The organism is Lederbergia panacisoli, from assembly GCF_024626525.1.
In the GTDB taxonomy this organism is placed as follows: domain Bacteria; phylum Bacillota; class Bacilli; order Bacillales; family Bacillaceae_C; genus Lederbergia; species Lederbergia panacisoli.
This window is the reverse complement of the sequence record NZ_JANJGU010000001.1, coordinates 300,044-316,064: the sequence shown is the minus strand read 5'-3', so window position 1 is coordinate 316,064 and position 16,021 is coordinate 300,044. Positions and strand designations below refer to the sequence as shown.

16 protein-coding genes are annotated in these 16,021 nt (G+C 39.9%); 11 read left to right on the top strand and 5 right to left on the bottom strand.

All coding sequences use genetic code 11. The annotated features are described in order from the left end of the window. Positions 1-9 precede the first annotated feature (9 nt). The 5 genes from mce to NQ185_RS01510 all read left to right on the top strand — a co-directional run bounded on the left by mce (position 10) and on the right by NQ185_RS01510 (position 5,735). Positions 10-432, top strand: a complete 423-nt coding sequence (mce, locus tag NQ185_RS01530; protein ID WP_257579753.1) for a methylmalonyl-CoA epimerase — start codon at positions 10-12, stop codon at positions 430-432. After that, positions 425-1,975: an acyl-CoA carboxylase subunit beta gene (locus NQ185_RS01525; protein ID WP_257579752.1), complete on the top strand. Its 1,551-nt coding sequence runs from the start codon at positions 425-427 to the stop codon at positions 1,973-1,975. The genes mce and NQ185_RS01525 overlap by 8 nt, the downstream gene beginning before the upstream one ends. Positions 1,976-2,845: 870 nt before the next feature. Beyond that, entirely contained in the window at positions 2,846-3,964 is a 1,119-nt protein-coding gene (locus NQ185_RS01520) for a M20/M25/M40 family metallo-hydrolase (RefSeq protein ID WP_257579751.1), read from the top strand. A gap of 23 nt (positions 3,965-3,987) precedes the next feature. Next, positions 3,988-4,458, top strand: coding sequence for a chemotaxis protein CheW (locus NQ185_RS01515; RefSeq protein ID WP_257579750.1), 471 nt, complete (start codon positions 3,988-3,990; stop codon positions 4,456-4,458). A gap of 62 nt (positions 4,459-4,520) precedes the next feature. Beyond that, complete coding sequence (locus NQ185_RS01510) at positions 4,521-5,735, top strand: DNA polymerase IV (RefSeq protein ID WP_257579749.1); 1,215 nt, start codon at positions 4,521-4,523, stop codon at positions 5,733-5,735. Here NQ185_RS01510 and NQ185_RS01505 read toward each other — a convergent pair whose 3' ends face one another. Continuing rightward, positions 5,736-6,179, bottom strand: a complete 444-nt coding sequence (locus tag NQ185_RS01505; protein ID WP_257579748.1) for a YueI family protein — start codon at positions 6,177-6,179, stop codon at positions 5,736-5,738. A 347-nt stretch (positions 6,180-6,526) separates the two neighbouring features. Then, entirely contained in the window at positions 6,527-8,026 is a 1,500-nt protein-coding gene (gene zwf, locus NQ185_RS01500) for a glucose-6-phosphate dehydrogenase (protein ID WP_257579747.1), read from the bottom strand. 158 nt (positions 8,027-8,184) lie between these two features. Here zwf and rnz point away from each other — a divergent pair, with 158 nt between their 5' ends. Next, positions 8,185-9,114 (top strand): ribonuclease Z, encoded by a 930-nt coding sequence (gene rnz / locus NQ185_RS01495; protein WP_257579746.1) that lies wholly within the window; start codon positions 8,185-8,187, stop codon positions 9,112-9,114. Here rnz and namA read toward each other — a convergent pair. Both namA and proC read right to left on the bottom strand, forming a co-directional pair. After that, positions 9,111-10,133 carry an NADPH dehydrogenase NamA gene (gene namA / locus NQ185_RS01490; protein WP_257579745.1) on the bottom strand — a complete coding sequence of 341 codons (1,023 nt, stop codon included), beginning with the start codon at positions 10,131-10,133 and terminating at the stop codon, positions 9,111-9,113. The two genes, rnz and namA, sit on opposite strands and share 4 nt — an antisense overlap. A 69-nt stretch (positions 10,134-10,202) precedes the next feature. Beyond that, entirely contained in the window at positions 10,203-11,027 is an 825-nt protein-coding gene (gene proC, locus NQ185_RS01485) for a pyrroline-5-carboxylate reductase (RefSeq protein WP_257579744.1), read from the bottom strand. A gap of 723 nt (positions 11,028-11,750) precedes the next feature. Between proC and NQ185_RS01480 the strand changes: the two genes are divergently transcribed. The 4 genes from NQ185_RS01480 to NQ185_RS01465 all read left to right on the top strand — a co-directional run bounded on the left by NQ185_RS01480 (position 11,751) and on the right by NQ185_RS01465 (position 15,327). Further along, a complete protein-coding gene (locus NQ185_RS01480; protein ID WP_257579743.1) occupies positions 11,751-12,722 on the top strand; it encodes an MBL fold metallo-hydrolase in 972 nt (323 codons plus the stop codon). After that, entirely contained in the window at positions 12,722-13,519 is a 798-nt protein-coding gene (locus tag NQ185_RS01475; RefSeq protein ID WP_257579742.1) for an SDR family NAD(P)-dependent oxidoreductase, read from the top strand. The genes NQ185_RS01480 and NQ185_RS01475 overlap by 1 nt, the downstream gene beginning before the upstream one ends. Positions 13,520-13,702: 183 nt before the next feature. Beyond that, on the top strand, positions 13,703-14,965 hold the full coding sequence (locus NQ185_RS01470) for a Y-family DNA polymerase (RefSeq protein WP_257579741.1): 1,263 nt from the start codon (positions 13,703-13,705) through the stop codon (positions 14,963-14,965). Between the two features lie 29 nt (positions 14,966-14,994). Continuing rightward, entirely contained in the window at positions 14,995-15,327 is a 333-nt protein-coding gene (locus NQ185_RS01465) for a YolD-like family protein (protein ID WP_257579740.1), read from the top strand. A 35-nt stretch (positions 15,328-15,362) separates the two neighbouring features. Here the strand turns inward: NQ185_RS01465 and NQ185_RS01460 are convergent, their stop codons facing one another. Beyond that, positions 15,363-15,575, bottom strand: coding sequence for a CDGSH iron-sulfur domain-containing protein (locus tag NQ185_RS01460; protein WP_257579739.1), 213 nt, complete (start codon positions 15,573-15,575; stop codon positions 15,363-15,365). Positions 15,576-15,686: 111 nt separating this feature from the next. On the opposite strand from NQ185_RS01460, the gene NQ185_RS01455 reads away from it, so the two are divergent. Further along, positions 15,687-16,019 (top strand): iron-sulfur cluster biosynthesis family protein, encoded by a 333-nt coding sequence (locus tag NQ185_RS01455; protein ID WP_257579738.1) that lies wholly within the window; start codon positions 15,687-15,689, stop codon positions 16,017-16,019. Positions 16,020-16,021: the final 2 nt, after the last annotated feature.

The following is a 16,021-nucleotide window of genomic DNA, read 5'->3' as shown; positions in this document are numbered from 1 at the left end:
GAGGTTATTATGAAAAATGTAGATCACATTGGGATTGCAGTTCAATCTCTAGAAGAAACTCTTCCATTCTATACAACTAAACTTGGCCTAACATGTATTGCAATTGAAGATGTTCCTTCTGAACATGTAAAAGTAGCTTTTTTGTATGCAACTAATGTCAGGATAGAATTATTGGAACCTACAGATTCAAATAGCGCAATTGCAAAATTCATTGAAAAACGCGGCGAGGGCATCCATCATATAGCTTTTAAGGTAGATTCGATTGAGAAGCGAATCTCAAATTTAAAAAACAATGGCATCGAAATGCTGAACGAAGTACCTAAAGAAGGGGCTGCCGGGGCCATGATTGCATTTCTCCACCCTAAATCTGCCCATGGCGTGTTGTACGAAATATGTGAAAAAAAGCCACTGGAGGAGAATGACGGTGACTGATATATATGAAAAAATTAATGATTTATACGACCTGAGACGAAAAGCCGAACTCGGCGGAGGAGATGAAAGAATCCAGAGGCAACATGATAAAGGAAAGCTGACAGCGAGGGAAAGGATTGATTTGCTTCTTGATCCAGGTTCATTTGTAGAACTTAATCCATTTATTGAGCATCGCTCAACTGATTTTGGATTAGAAAATGTAAAGCATCCCGGCGATGGTGTAGTAACAGGTTATGGTAAAATAAATGATAGGCTCATTTTTTTATTTTCCCAAGATTTTACCGTGTTCGGCGGGGCATTGGGGGAGATGCATGCTGAAAAAATCGCAAAGGCAATGGATCTTGCTGCAAAGAATGGCGCTCCTTTTATAGGTCTGAATGATTCTGGCGGCGCAAGGATACAAGAAGGCGTCGTGTCTCTTGATGGGTATGGGCATGTTTTTTATCGTAATGCCATTTATTCTGGGGTCATACCTCAAATCTCTGTTATTATGGGACCTTGTGCGGGAGGTGCCGTCTATTCACCCGCGATAACTGATTTTGTTTTTATGGTGGATCATACGAGCCAAATGTTTATTACCGGACCGAAAGTGATAGAAACAGTAACGGGAGAAAAAATATCTTCGGAAAATTTGGGCGGATCGAAAGTGCATAATACGATAAGCGGGAATGCTCATTTTAGAGGGAGTAGCGAAAAAGAAGTACTGTTAATGGTTCGAACTCTTTTGGACTATCTACCACAAAATTATCGAGAAAAGCCAGTGATTTCGGAGTGGAGTGAAGAAGATGATTTACGCCCTGAATTGTTAGAGCTTATCCCTTTTGACCCTGTTAGACCTTATGACGTGAGAACTGTTATAAACGAAATCGTGGATGAACAATCTTTTATTGAAGTACATAAGGATTTTGCAAGAAATATAGTAGTTGGATTTGCGAGAATTCGCGGGGAATCGGTTGGCCTCGTTTGCAATCAACCGAAATTTATGGCAGGAAGTTTAGATATTGATTCTTCAGATAAGGCATCAAGATTCATTCGTTTTTGTGATTCTTTTAATATCCCAATTATTACGTTTGAAGATGTTACGGGTTTTTTCCCTGGTATTAAACAGGAGCATGGCGGTATCATAAGGCATGGAGCCAAAATTTTATATGCTTATTCAGAAGCGACCGTTCCAAAAATCACGGTCATACTGCGAAAAGCATATGGTGGTGCTTATGTAGCACTTAATAGTAAAGCAATAGGTGCGGATCTTGTATTCGCTTGGCCAAATGCGGAAATTGCTGTAATGGGGCCTCACGGGGCGGCAAATATTATTTTTGCCCGTGAAATTACAAATAGTGAGGATCCAGAAAAAACTCGCTTGGAGAAAATGGAAGAATATCGTGAAACAGTTGCAAATCCATACGTAGCGGCGGCAAGAGGAATGGTCGATGATGTCATCGATCCACGCGAAACAAGAATAAAATTAATCCAATCTCTTGAAATGCTGCGTCATAAGCATGAAGAAAGGCCCAATAAAAAACATGGAAATATCCCTTTGTAACACATACTCTCGGAATTTTGAAGAGTATGTTGATTTCCAAAAACATAATGAGAATTGGGTTTTATTGAAAAGTTAGACTCATATTTATTTTTTTGGCTCTGTTATAACTGAATGTTGATTTCACTGTAATTGAAAAATAAACGGATAAATTCCGTTTAAATTAGGAAATACCCATATTTCCTTAAAAATAAAGGAAGCTTTTCCGTTTATATCATCCAAATCTTTGGATTTTGTCTTATTTAGAGCAGTTAATCGGAATATCTCCGCTTATATATGACTCTTAAGCTTCCTTTATTACATTAGCGGGAAATTCTCCGCCTATGAATTCTCATACTACACAGAAATTAACAATTAATGCTTTCCATGAGCAAGAGAGTATCCTAGTTGTTCCACATTCTAGGCGGCTACTCCTAGTCGGCTAAAGACGGCCCGTCCTGTGGCCAACGCCGACGTCCTGCCCGTCGGGGGATTAGCGTGGCAGGTGAGACCCCTCAAGGCGCAAAGCGACCGAGGAGGCTCATGGAAATGCGTAAGCGCCTTGACCAGCCCCGACAAGCATAAGGCAGATTACGCAGTGGCTTGCTTTTTAGCCACGTAGTAATATGACTTATGACCTCGAGAGGCTAGCGCTGCAGCTAGACAAACCGCACGCCCCCAGAAAGCGTCCGCTTGAAGGGAAATCAACGGTAGCTGGCTCTCGCGTTGTTTGTAGCTTATTATCTCATTCGATATTGATTGAGCAATTCCACTAATAAAAATAAAATAACATCCTATCAAATGTAGGAGAAGAAAAAAGTGGTACTAGAGTCTTTTGTACCATCTGACTCGTTGAATGCCGGGAGTATATTAACAACAATGGAGGACTGACAAATGATTAATGAACAAAGACTATTAGAAGAATTTCTTGAATTGGTGCAAATTGACTCGGAGACAAAACATGAAGCCGAAATTGCCAAAGTATTAAAGAAAAAATTTCAAGATTTAGATGTGGAAGTCATTGAAGATGACACAAAGGAACAAACGGGACATGGTGCAGGAAATTTAATCTGTACCTTAAAAGGTAATACAGAAGCAACGCCTATTTATTTTACATGTCATATGGATACAGTTGTTCCGGGGAATGGCATAAAGCCTTCCATTAAGGACGGCTATGTTGTCACAGACGGCACCACCATTCTCGGAGCTGACGATAAAGCAGGAATTGCAGCAATGCTGGAATCGATTAAAGTATTGAAGGAACAAAATACTGAACACGGAGATATTCAATTTATTATTACAGTTGGAGAAGAATCTGGTCTAGTCGGAGCAAAAGCGCTAGATTCTTCATATGTAAAAGCTAAATACGGCTTTGCCCTTGATAGTGATGGCAAGGTTGGCAATATTATCGTCGCTGCGCCAACTCAAGCGAGAATTAAAGCAGTACTGCATGGAAAGACAGCTCATGCGGGAGTGGCACCGGAAAAAGGTATTTCCGCTATTACAATAGCTGCAAAAGCAGTTGCAAAAATGCCGCTCGGTCGTATTGACGAGGAAACGACTGCGAATATCGGCCGTTTTGAAGGGGGACAAGCTACAAACATCGTAGCGGATCAGGCAATTGTATTGGCAGAAGCGAGATCCTTAATAAATGAGAAAATGCAAGCTCAAGTAGCTAAGATGAAGGAAGCATTTGAAGATGCCGCTAAAGAAATGGGCGGATCTGCCGATGTAGAAGTTGAGGTAATGTACCCAGGATTTAAATTTGCTGATGGTGATGAAGTAGTAGAGGTAGCTAAAATGGCTGCCGTAAAAATTGGTCGCAATCCAGAACTCTTAACGAGTGGGGGAGGCAGCGATGCAAATGTCATTGCAGGCTTCAATATACCTACTGTTAATCTATCTGTTGGCTATGAAGAAATTCATACGACGAATGAACGGATGCCGGTAGAAGAGCTCGGGAAACTAGCAGAAATGGTCGTAGCAATTGTAGAGGAAGCATCAAAAAGATAAAGTTATCTAAAGGGTGAAGAGAGATGGCAGTTACAGCAATCGTATTTAATGCCGGACAAGAGGAGTACGCGATTCCCGTCTCATTTGTAATTTCTATCGAGAAATATGAAAATGTGAATCCAGTTCCACATTTACCGGATTATATTAAAGGAGTTGTAAAATCAAGGGGTGAACTAATTCCAGTTCTTGATTTAGCATATATTTTATACAATCGTCATATTCAAAATGATGATAGCGTTAGAATGATTGTCATTCATACAGAGGACTTGTCTTTCGCATTATTAGTAAACGAAGCAAAAGAAATCTTGGAAATTCCTGGAAATGCATTGCAGCAAATGGGGCTGGTTGCTTATCATAAAACAAAATACTTTTCTTCAATTGCGAATCTTGAGGAAAGAATCATTACAATGATGGACCCGGTAAGCATGCTTGAAGTCCTTGAAGGAATAAAGGAAATAAAAGACTATTTATATGAGCAAAAACAAGAAGCATAAATTAATTTTAATGAAAGGGCCTAATGAATTAGGCTCTTTTTAACAAAATATAGGTGATCAAAATGAAGGAGAACTATCCCAAAAAAGGTCGTGTCATTTTACATGTAGATATGAATAGTTTTTTTGCTTCAGTGGAAATGGCCTATGACGCTTCCTTGAAAGGAAAGCCACTTGCGATAGCAGGGGATGAAGAACAACGCAGAGGCATCGTCGTAACATGCAGCTACGAAGCTCGCAAATATGGTGTAAAAACAACAATGCCAGTTTGGGAAGCGAAAAAACTCTGTCCGCAATTAATTGTAAAGAAACCTAATTTTGATCGGTATCGGAATGCTTCACAAGCAATGTTTGAAATTTTACGTCACTATTCGGAGTTAGTAGAGCCAGTTTCAATCGATGAGGGTTATCTCGATATTACAGAGAGCTTTGAGCTTGGAACCGCCATAGAAATAGCAAAAGCGATCCAGCAAAGCCTGCTTAATCAACTTGACCTACCGTGCAGTATCGGGATTGCTCCTAATAAATTTTTAGCTAAAATGGCATCGGACATGAAAAAGCCGCTTGGTATTACGATTTTGCGGAAAAGAGATATTGCTCATGCCATTTGGCCATTACCAACATTAGAAATGCATGGTATTGGGGAAAAAACGGCTGCAAAGCTTTTGGCTTTACACATTCATACGATTGGTGATTTAGCAAAAGCAAGTGATTTACAGCTTAAGGCTCATTTAGGAATTCGCGGATTACAATTAAAAGAGCGGGCAAATGGAATCGATTCTCGCCAAGTTGATCCGGATGCTGCGGGAGAAAACAAAAGCATTGGAAATTCCATTACATTACCAAGGGATATTTCCATTCAATCCAAGTTATTGGAAATTCTTGAATCCCTTTCAATTAGTGTATCAAGCAGATTAAAGAAAAAAGGTTATGTAACGAAAAATATCGCCATCACCATTCGCTATAACGATAGAAAAACGATCTCAAGAGGTAAAAAAATCATCAATCCGATTGTAGAAGCAGAAGATATTTTTCAAGCAGCCAAAACCTTATTCTTGCATAACTGGAAAGGGGACCCGGTAAGACTTTTAGGCATAACAGGTCAAGATTTAGTGGATGAAGAAAATGCTTACGAGCAGCTTAATTTATTTTCATATGAAAAAGCAGCTCAAAAGGAGCCGCTTTATAACGCCATAGATAAGATTAAAAGTAAATATGGTGCCTCAATCCTTCAAAAAGGAAGCGATCTTCAGAAGGGCACGAAAAAAACTAAACTGTAATTATTTTTTGAGAAAACGAAACAAACTAGTTAAAGATTTCTTTTTTTTCTTTGAAACAGTTACAGTTTTTTCTTTATTTTTTTGAATATAGATTTCTTTTTTATCAATTGCATAATCATACGTCAAGACAAGGCCGATATTCGTATCATAATTTTTGTTTGCGACGATTGAAAATTGAATATGGTTTGATCTGGCTTTATGAATATAGTCCGATAAATAGGAGTAATCAAGATCACCATTTAGGAGCATTACTGCTTTCGGATGCTCCTTCATTAATTGTATGACCTCTGGATAAACACCTTTTTCCATCACCTGGCTTTTCGTAAGTGCGACGACAATTCTTTCTCTAATTGTGCCTAGAAATTTCCTTCGTTCTTCAGGTTTAATTTCTTTTACCCCGTACATTCCCTTTTGTAAATAATCATCCACATTGGAGCTTTTCACGGCAAACACCTCCGCGGTAATATATTCTATATGATGTGTATTTGTTAAACTAAAAATATGTATTTATATATAGTATATCAGGTATCTCATGGTAACTGTATTAATAGGCAAAAGAAAAAGGCTGCTATTCAACAGCCTTAGATAGTTCTTTTTGTCTAGCTTCAGCGCCTATCACTAGCAAACTTCTTGCCCTTCTCGCTTGCGTAGTCAACATCGCTTCACTTCGTTGCGCGTGTTTCTTTATCTCAGAGGAACGTCGACTAAAAACGCCACATCCTGTGGCGACTTCGACGGACCCACATCCTGTGGGCCTGTACGTCGATGAACAGGCGCTTCCGCTTTTCTTATTAACAATCCGTTACATCTAGGTCCGTAACTGGCCACCATATAAAACCGTCTTTTTCAAGCAGTTCATCCGCTTCTATAGGCCCCATAGATCCCGCACTGTAATTTGGAAATTTTGCTTTTTCGCTTTCCCAATATTGACTGATCTTGTCAACAAAACTCCAAGATAAAGCGACTTCATCCCAGTGTGTGAAGTTTGTTGCATCGCCTCTTAGGCAATCGAACAACAATTTTTCATATGCTTCAGGGGTATTAAGACCCGCGATGCTATTATTGGAAAAATTAAGCTTCACTGGTGTTGTTTCCATCATTTGGCCTGTGTCCTTGGCATTTAAATGAAGAGTGATGCCTTCTTCCGGCTGAATGTGAATGACAAGAAGATTCGGGTCTAAGTTTTTATCCGATTTATAATAAAGGTTCATCGGGATGTCCTTAAATTGAATTACAATCTTCGTCGATTTAGCTGTCATTCTTTTTCCCGTTCTAATATAAAACGGAACTCCTGCCCAACGGAAATTATCAATCATTAATTTACCCGCTACATACGTATCCGTATTCGATTCTTTATTTACATTTTGCTCTTCACGGTACCCATTCACTTTTTGGCCATTTTCTTCACCTGGCCCGTATTGACCTCTAACGAAGTAATGTGGGACTTCATTCTGTTCGATGGAGCGAAGGGCACCGAGTACCTTTACTTTTTCACTGCGAATTTCTTTTGGCGTAAGTCGAATTGGCGGCTCCATGGCGAGAAGGGCTACCATTTGCAACATATGGTTTTGAACCATATCGCGCAGAGCGCCGCTCGTTTCGTAATACCCGCCACGCTCTTCCACACCTAGCATTTCACTTGATGTAATTTGAATATTTGAGATGAAACGATTATTCCAGAGCGGTTCGAAAATCGCATTAGCAAAGCGGATGACTTCAATATTTTGAACCATTTCTTTTCCGAGATAATGATCGATCCGGTAAATATCATTTTCAGAGAAGACGTTTCTAATTCTTTTATTTAATTCAATAGCAGATTCAAGATCATGCCCAAATGGTTTTTCGATGACAAGTCTATGGAAGCCTTCAGTATCAGTTAATCCGTCAATTTTTAAATGCTCAGCGATCGTACCAAAAAATTCTGGAGCCATAGCCAAATAGAAGATTCGGTTTCCTTCTAGGGAATATGTTTTATCAAGCTCATTTGCTAGATTTTTTAATTGTATGTATGAGTTTGAATCGCTGACATCATGAGATTTATAATAAAAATGAGAAATAAATTCTTCAACATTCTCCGCATCTTTAATAGATGTTAAGACTGAATCTTTAACATGTTCTCTTAAAACTTCATCGGTCCACGGGCGTCGTGCTACACCTACGACCGCAAAATGCTTCGCTAATTTTCCCTTTCTAAATAGATGATAGAGGGAAGGGTATAGCTTTCTTTTCGCTAAATCCCCAGTGGCTCCGAATATCATAATGAGCGATGCGGGTGTTTCTGATTGAATCATAATGAAAACCTCTCTTTTCCTTCGTAAACTTTTCCAACATGATTGTTATATCCTATCTTATCAATTATTCTGAAAAAAGACGACTAGTCAAGTATCTATTTTTATATAGCTTATTATAATTATGATAAAATGAATATTATTTATATAGGGGGTTCAATATGAAACTGCTCTTTCTTGGAACTGGCGCAGGCGTCCCGGCAAAACCTAGAAATGTCTCTTCCTTGGCATTAATGTTATTGGAGGAGAGAAACTCTGTATGGCTTTTCGATTGTGGTGAAGCAACCCAACACCAAATTTTACATACTTCATTAAAGCCTAGAAAAATTGAAAAAATTTTTATTACCCATCTACATGGGGATCATATTTTTGGACTGCCCGGATTATTAGGCAGCCGTTCTTTCCAAGGTGGAGAAACAGGACTAACGATTTACGGTCCAAAAGGGATTCGTGAATATGTTGAAGTTTCTCTTAAAATTAGTCAAACCCATTTGAAATACCCTTTATCAATAATTGAAATTGAGAATGGGACTATCTTTAAAGATGAGCAATTCGAGATTGAAACTCTGCAACTTGATCATGGAATCGCAAGCTTCGGCTTCCGCATAACGGAAAAAGATAAAAAAGGAACCCTTGATGCCAAGCGGCTTCGCTCTGAAGGTATATTGCCAGGTCCGATTTATAAGCGTCTAAAAAAGGGTGAAATCGTCACTCTGGAAGATGGAAGAGTGATCAATGGCAACGAATACCTAGGACCTGATTTAAAAGGCAGGGTCTTATGCATTTTAGGCGATACACGACCTTGTGAAAATGCAATCACTCTCGCATCAAGAGCGGACGTCGTCGTTCATGAAGCCACTTTTTCCGCTGAAAGCGAACGGATGGCATGGGACTATTTCCATTCAACGACCGTACAAGCTGCAACACTTGCTTTACAAGCACAGGCACATACACTTTGTTTAAATCATATTAGTTCTCGCTATATTAAGGAAGATTGGGATCAGCTCACGGAAGAAGCAAAGGCTGTTTTTCCTAATACGGAAATGGCTTTTGATTTCCTGGAAATGACCATTGCACCTCATAAAAATTAAATCATCCAGCCTCTTTTGTATTGCTCAGGAGCTGCTAACTCATGTTTCAGCTCTTTCGCTGCAGTTCTTGGCCAGTATGGATCACGCAATAGGACACGGGCGAGAAAAATTAAATCCGCCCGGTTATTTTGCAAAATTTCTTCCGCCTGAGTCCCATTTGTGATTAACCCTACAGCGCCAGTCGGGATATTAGCTTTATTTCTAATTTGATCCGCAAATGGAACTTGATAGCCTGGAAAAGTAGGAATGGCTGCAGGGACTACAGCACCTGAACTAACATCTATTAAATCGACTCCTTGCTTCTTCATCCAATGCGCCATCGATACATAGTCTTCTTCGTTAAGTCCTTCATCATGATAATCATTGGCTGAAACGCGAACGAATAGAGGACCATCCCAAAACGATTTAACTTCCTCGATGATGTTTCTTAAGAAGCGATAACGATTTTCCGGAGTACCGCCGTAATCATCACTACGCTTATTTGTAAGCGGTGAAAGAAATTCATTAATGAGATATCCATGGGCAGCATGGATTTCGATCACTTTAAATCCGGCTTTTTTTGCTCTTTCTGCTGCTTTGCCAAATGCCGCAATTGTTTCGTTAATTTCATCTATACTCATCTCTTTTGGCGTTTTCATATTTTCATTAAAAGGAATGGCGCTCGGTGCGATGATTTCCCCATCAAGGACCGCCTTGCGTCCCGCATGGGCTATTTGAATGCCACTGACGGCACCATGCTCTTCCATCATTCGCGTAAGCTTAGAAAGACCCGCAATATGATCATCGCTCCAAATACCTAAATCACGGGAACTGATCCTTCCTTGCGGTGTAACAGCGGTTGCTTCAACGACAATTAGCCCGACTTGCCCAACAGCACGGCTCGTATAATGGGTATAATGCCAATCCCCAACCATCCCATCCTCATTAAAACAGGAATACATACACATTGGAGACATCACTATTCTATTTTTTAGCGTAATATTTTTAACCGTAAAGGGTGTAAACAGTTTTACAGACATTCTTTTGCCTCCTATTTTGCTTTCGCTCTATTATAGCAAGTTGGAGGCTTTGTTTGCATGTATTATGAATCATGTGATTTTTGCTTCGTACATGACTCCCAATTGTTTTGATTGCTTGGCAGCTGCTTCGATACAAGCAATAAATGCATCTTGCATCTCTGCCTGCTCAAGAACAGTAATTCCCGCTTCTGTCGTTCCACCGGGACTTGTTACGTTGTGTCTAAGAACTGCAGCCTCTTTTCCAGATACTGACAGCATTTCAGCTGCACCCAATAATGTTTGAACGATCAGCTTATTGGATGTATCTTTTTCAAGTCCAAATTGTTCTGCTGCTTTTTCCATTGCTTCCACAACATAATAAAAATAAGCGGGACCGCTTCCAGATAGTGCTGTAATGGCATCCATCTGGTATTCCTCCACTACTTCAGTTATCCCAATAGCAGAAAAAATGGAAAGGGCCATTTCTTTCTGGCGATTGGAAACGCTATGGTTAAATGTAATGGCTGTTGCCGACTTTCCAACACTTGCAGATGTATTTGGCATTGCTCTTGCAATGGCACAATTTGTTTTTAATTTATCACTGATAAACTCGATCGATATTCCTGCCATAACGGAAACAAAGAAACTTTCTTCCCGTATATATGGGCTGATTTTTTCCAAAGCCTCATTCGCATCTTTCGGCTTCACGGCAAAAATAATCATATCCGCATCAGAAATAAGTTCATTCATATCATAGGTAGTATAAACTCCGTATTTTTGTTCGAGCTCTTGTATTTTCAGTTTATTATGTCGATTCGTTATACTAATATTTTCACGACTGCATATATTTTTCTCAATCAACCCTGTAATCATTGCTTCTGCAATGGAGCCAGCTCCAATAAATGAGATTTTCAAGGGTATCCCTCCGTTCTTATGAAATAAAAAACCCCTCTCATCCTATAAAAGGACGAAAGGGAATAGCTTCCGTGGTACCACCTTCATTGGCTGCATAGTTTAGCAACCATCTCTTACCCCTTAACGCGGGTTACGGTCAGTTTTGCCGACAGCTCACTAGGTAGGTTCAAACAGAAAGGGGATGTTGGAGCCTTCCAGCCTATGGACTCCAATCTCTTGCATCATTTCGGTTTTACTAATCCCGGTTCATCGCGAAATATTATATTTGATTATGATTATCGGAAGATCAAATGTCAAGAATATTTTATGAATAATCAGTGAGTAATGACTTTTTTTCCATAAATAAAGAAAGTTATAAACCTTTTGAAAATCGCATTTATGAACCAAGGCTTTTGCTGTCTAGCTCCGGCGCCTATCGACTAGCAAACTTCCTGTCCTTCTCTTTTGCGTAAGTCAACATCGGCTCGTCTTGTCCAGCTACAGGCACCAGCCCCGACAAGCAAATGTTCTGAGGCAATAAAAGTCAAAAACCAGACTTTTTTTGCCTCAGAACATTTGCTTGTCGGGGCTAAACAGGCGCCTTCCGCTTTTCCAACCTCGCCGTGTTTCCTTTATCACAGCCTGCGGCCTTGAAGTTTGTACGTCGATGGGCAAGGCGCTTGCGCTTTTCTAATATATACCGATACACTGTAATTACTTATCTTATAAAGTTGAGGGATTTACATGACTCCTAATGAAAAAATAATAAAAATTGTATTGCCTACCCCATTTGCTGTAGGTGATGTGAATGTTTATGTGTTGAAAGGGGATGCGGTTACTCTTATCGATGCAGGAGTGAAGACGGAAGCAGCCTGGGAGGCATTTACTTTCCAACTCGCTCAGTATGGATTGACGCCTGAAGATATCAATCAAGTTGTCCTCACCCATCATCATCCTGATCATGTAGGATTTTTAGAATGGCTCCCTGAAGTGCCTATATACGGACATAAATATGTACGTCCGTGGATTGAAGAAGATCAAGCATTTTTCGCTGCGCATGATGATTTTTATAGACGAATATTTAAGGAATTCGGATTGAGAGGAGATTTTGAAAAAATGTTGCATATTTTAAAATCTCCTCTTAAATATTCTAGTGGTGCTCCGCTTGCGCAAGAAATTGCCGAAGGAGATAAAATCCCGGGACTAGAAAAATGGTCAATTCTTGAGACTCCTGGTCATGCCCAAAGCCACTTGTCATTTTATCTGGAAAATGATGGGGTCTTGCTCTCTGGAGACCATTTACTTGCTACGATATCGTCTAATCCTTTTCTTGAACCTGCATTAGAACCGGCTTCCGAGCGGCCAAAACCACAGCTGCAATATAATGAATCGCTCGGGAAGCTATTAGATATAGACATTCGGATTGCCTATACCGGGCACGGAGCAGATATTCAGAGAGTTCATGAACTTGTTAAACGTCGCTTACATCGCCAGCACGAACGCGCATTACAAGTACTGGAAATGCTTAAAGCAGAGAGACTCACGACATTTTCGATTACGAAAGAGCTTTTTCCTGCTGTATATCAAAAGGAACTCGGATTAACTTTATCTGAATCGACTGCCCAGCTTGATTATTTACTATCACTTGGCCTAATTGACAAACAAATAGACGATGATGGGGTTGCATTCTTTTTTGCTATTAAGGAAGTGGCATGATGAAAAATGAACGCCTTAAAGGAAAAACTGTTGCAATAACGGGAGCTTCAGGGGGACTCGGTGAGCAAATTGCTTATATATGTGCTCAAAATGGTGCTAACTTAATTTTACTTGCACGCAATATCGAAAAGCTGAATCAAATGTCTAACCGGATTCATGATGAGTATGGTGTAAAATGCACAGGATTAGCACTCGATGTTTCCAATACAGAAGAGATTTCCCATGTGTTTAAACAGATATATGAAACGGAAGGGGAAATTGATGTTTTAGTGAATAATGCGGGTTACGGCGTTTTTTCTAATGCTGTTGACATCAATCTTCCAGATTTAGAAGGAATGTTTGCTGTTAATGTGATTGGCTTAATCGCTTGTACAAAAGAAGTCATTCCGTATATGTGTAAAAGGAGATACGGTCATATCATTAACATAGCCTCACAAGCTGGTAAACTTGCAACCCCAAAATCAAGCGTATATGCTGCTAGCAAACACGCTGTACTTGGTTTTTCGAATAGCTTGCGAATGGAATTGTCGCAGTTTGAAGTATTTGTAACAGCTGTTAATCCCGGGCCAATCCGTACAGATTTTTTTCAAAAAGCTGATCCAGGAGGATCCTATCTTAAAAATCTTGGCCAATTTATACTGGATCCTGAAAAGGTCGCCCGTAACATTGTCAACATCATGCTTAAAAATCACCGAGAAATCAATATGCCGCGCTGGATGAATTGGACGGCGACTTTACATACATTGGCACCAAAACTTGTAGAGTTACTAGGCAGAAAAGCTTTTTTAAAAAAATAACCTCAATATGCATCTCTGTAAATGGAGATACATATTGAGGTTTTATTTTGGAAGTCTCTTTTACAAACAACAACTTTAAGAAAATAGTCTCTTGGAAAAAAGTACTATTTGAAAAAATAGGTCCTTTCAGCTAATATATTGCATATAATAGAACAAATGTTCGTTATGGTTGGAGGCATAAATATGGGTGTTGATTACAGCGAACTTCCACATGACAAAATATTATGTATTGATATGAAGAGCTTTTATGCTAGCTGTTCGGCGGTGATGCTTGGGTACGATCCATTGGAATGCCATCTTGCGGTTGTCGGGAATTTGAACCAACCAGGAAGCGTCGTACTCGCAGCATCCCCACGTTTGAAAAAAGATTTCGGAATTAAAACGGGCTCTAGGCTTTTTGAAATTCCGAATGATGACAGAATTAAGCTTGAAGAGGCAAAGATGAGCACTTATTTACGGGTTGCCACTGAAATTACACGTCTTTTTAATCGCTATGTTCCGAAAGAAGCGATTCATGTATATAGCGTGGACGAGAGCTTTATCAAAATCGATGGAACGAGTGATCTATGGGGAGATGCTCGTTTAGTTGCCGAGAAAATTAAAGATGAGCTGTTCCGAGAGTTCCAGCTAACATGCTCGATCGGCATTGGACCTAATATGCTTCTTTCCAAGCTTTGCCTTGATCTTGAAGCAAAAAAAGTCGGCATTGCGGAATGGACATACGAAGATGTTCCGAAAAAGCTATGGCCGGTCGCTCCACTTAGAGAGATGTGGGGAATCGGAAGAAGGGTAGAAAAGACGCTAAATGGTATGGGGATTTTTAATGTGGGGCAGCTTGCTCATTCGGATTTGCACTTGCTTGAGAAAAAATTCGGGGTGATGGGGAATCAGCTTTATTATCATGCATGGGGAGTAGATTTATCAGAGCTAGGGGCCCCAATCATAGAAGGGCAAATTAGCTTTGGGAAAAGTCAAATATTACTGCGTGACTATAAGGAGAAAGAGGAGATTGTTTGTGTCATTCTTGAAATGTGTGAAGAGGTGGCGCGAAGGGCAAGGGATCGTAAAAAGGCGGGGAGGACCATTAGCCTCGGTATTGGCTATAGCGATAAAGAATTTGGCGGTGGATTTTTGCGGTCGTTTTCGGTGGAAGAACCGACAAACACGACGATGGATCTATACCGCGTCTGTTTACGGCTATTCGAAACCCATTATACAGGAAAGACAGTACGACAAATTTCCATTGCTCTATCCAATGTGACAGATGATGGGTATGTTCAGCTGAATTTATTTGAACCGAGAAAAGTAAGTGAAAAGCAACTTGGCTACACGGTCGATCAAATCCGCAGACGCCATGGAGGAGTTTCCTTATTGCGGGCAATTTCTTATACGAAAGCGGGAACGGCAAGGAAGAGAGCGGCTCTCGTAGGGGGACATAAAGCTTAAAATATACATGCAAAAGGGGATGTATACGTATGATTCGGGATCGTGGGCGTATAAAATGGAATTCGCTTATGCTTCCAGAGCATGTTACAATGCTTCGGGGGTGGGCAGAGGAAGATACGTATGAAGAAGAAAAGCAATTGGATGAACAGAAATTGGAAATGCTTGATGAAGTGGCAAGCGTGGCAATGGAATTTGGAAAAAAAGTCGTGGTCAGACATTTTATCGATCATCATCATAAAGAGGTAATAGGACAGATTCATTATTTTGATGCGATAAATAAAGAATTTCGTATAGTCGATGAGAATGACCGTGTTATAAGGATTTCGGTTGGGCGGATTGAGCATATGACCATAATAGAATAAAAAAGACCCGCGTTGACCGCGGGTTGCAATCTTATTTAGTCATTTAATACTTTTTCCGCGCGGACACAAGATTCAAAAGTTCCTTTATGCGTACCATCGCAAAACGGTTTGCGACTGGAAAGACCACAGCGACATAAAGAAAATACTTTTTTCGTTTCAAATACATTACCGTCAACGTCAATTAATTCAACGTCTCCTGATACTCGATAAGACCCATTATCCATAACTTTAATTTGTACTTTTTCCAAATTCGTTTCCCCCTTGTAAAAGACTATTCCTATTAATAGTAGAAGGAATGGAGAGGAAATGCAACCTTCGGGATGTATATGTTAAAATGAGTGAAAGGGAGGGAAAGTCCGATGAAAATTTCAATTTCAGAAGAGGCTGCTCGTCAAATCGAGCGAAAAATGGACGAGAAAGATTTAATCTTAAAGTTAAAATATGAGACGGACGGCTGCGGCTGCGCTGTCAGTGGTGTCCCTACACTGCAATTAATTAGTAAACAAGATCTGGATAAAAATGATATATTAATCGAGACTGATAAATTGGACGTTTATATGGAAAAGTCAAAAACCATTTTTTTCGATGAAGAAATGAAAATTGATTACTCGCAAGAATCCCAATCATTTCGCTTATCAAGCCCCGGGCAAATATTAAACGGGCGAATGAGCTGCAGCATAGTATCGGGCTAAGT

Coding starts and splice junctions, on each gene's coding strand:
- rnz (WP_257579746.1), top strand. CDS start 8,185: ATGAAACTGCTCTTTCTTGGAACTGGCGCAGGCGTCCCGGCAAAACCT.
- zwf (WP_257579747.1), bottom strand. CDS start 8,026: ATGATTCAATCAGAAACACCCGCATCGCTCATTATGATATTCGGAGCC.
- NQ185_RS01510 (WP_257579749.1), top strand. CDS start 4,521: ATGAAGGAGAACTATCCCAAAAAAGGTCGTGTCATTTTACATGTAGAT.
- NQ185_RS01515 (WP_257579750.1), top strand. CDS start 3,988: ATGGCAGTTACAGCAATCGTATTTAATGCCGGACAAGAGGAGTACGCG.
- NQ185_RS01465 (WP_257579740.1), top strand. CDS start 14,995: ATGATTCGGGATCGTGGGCGTATAAAATGGAATTCGCTTATGCTTCCA.
- NQ185_RS01520 (WP_257579751.1), top strand. CDS start 2,846: ATGATTAATGAACAAAGACTATTAGAAGAATTTCTTGAATTGGTGCAA.
- mce (WP_257579753.1), top strand. CDS start 10: ATGAAAAATGTAGATCACATTGGGATTGCAGTTCAATCTCTAGAAGAA.
- NQ185_RS01475 (WP_257579742.1), top strand. CDS start 12,722: ATGAAAAATGAACGCCTTAAAGGAAAAACTGTTGCAATAACGGGAGCT.
- NQ185_RS01480 (WP_257579743.1), top strand. CDS start 11,751: ATGACTCCTAATGAAAAAATAATAAAAATTGTATTGCCTACCCCATTT.
- NQ185_RS01455 (WP_257579738.1), top strand. CDS start 15,687: ATGAAAATTTCAATTTCAGAAGAGGCTGCTCGTCAAATCGAGCGAAAA.
- NQ185_RS01470 (WP_257579741.1), top strand. CDS start 13,703: ATGGGTGTTGATTACAGCGAACTTCCACATGACAAAATATTATGTATT.
- namA (WP_257579745.1), bottom strand. CDS start 10,133: ATGTCTGTAAAACTGTTTACACCCTTTACGGTTAAAAATATTACGCTA.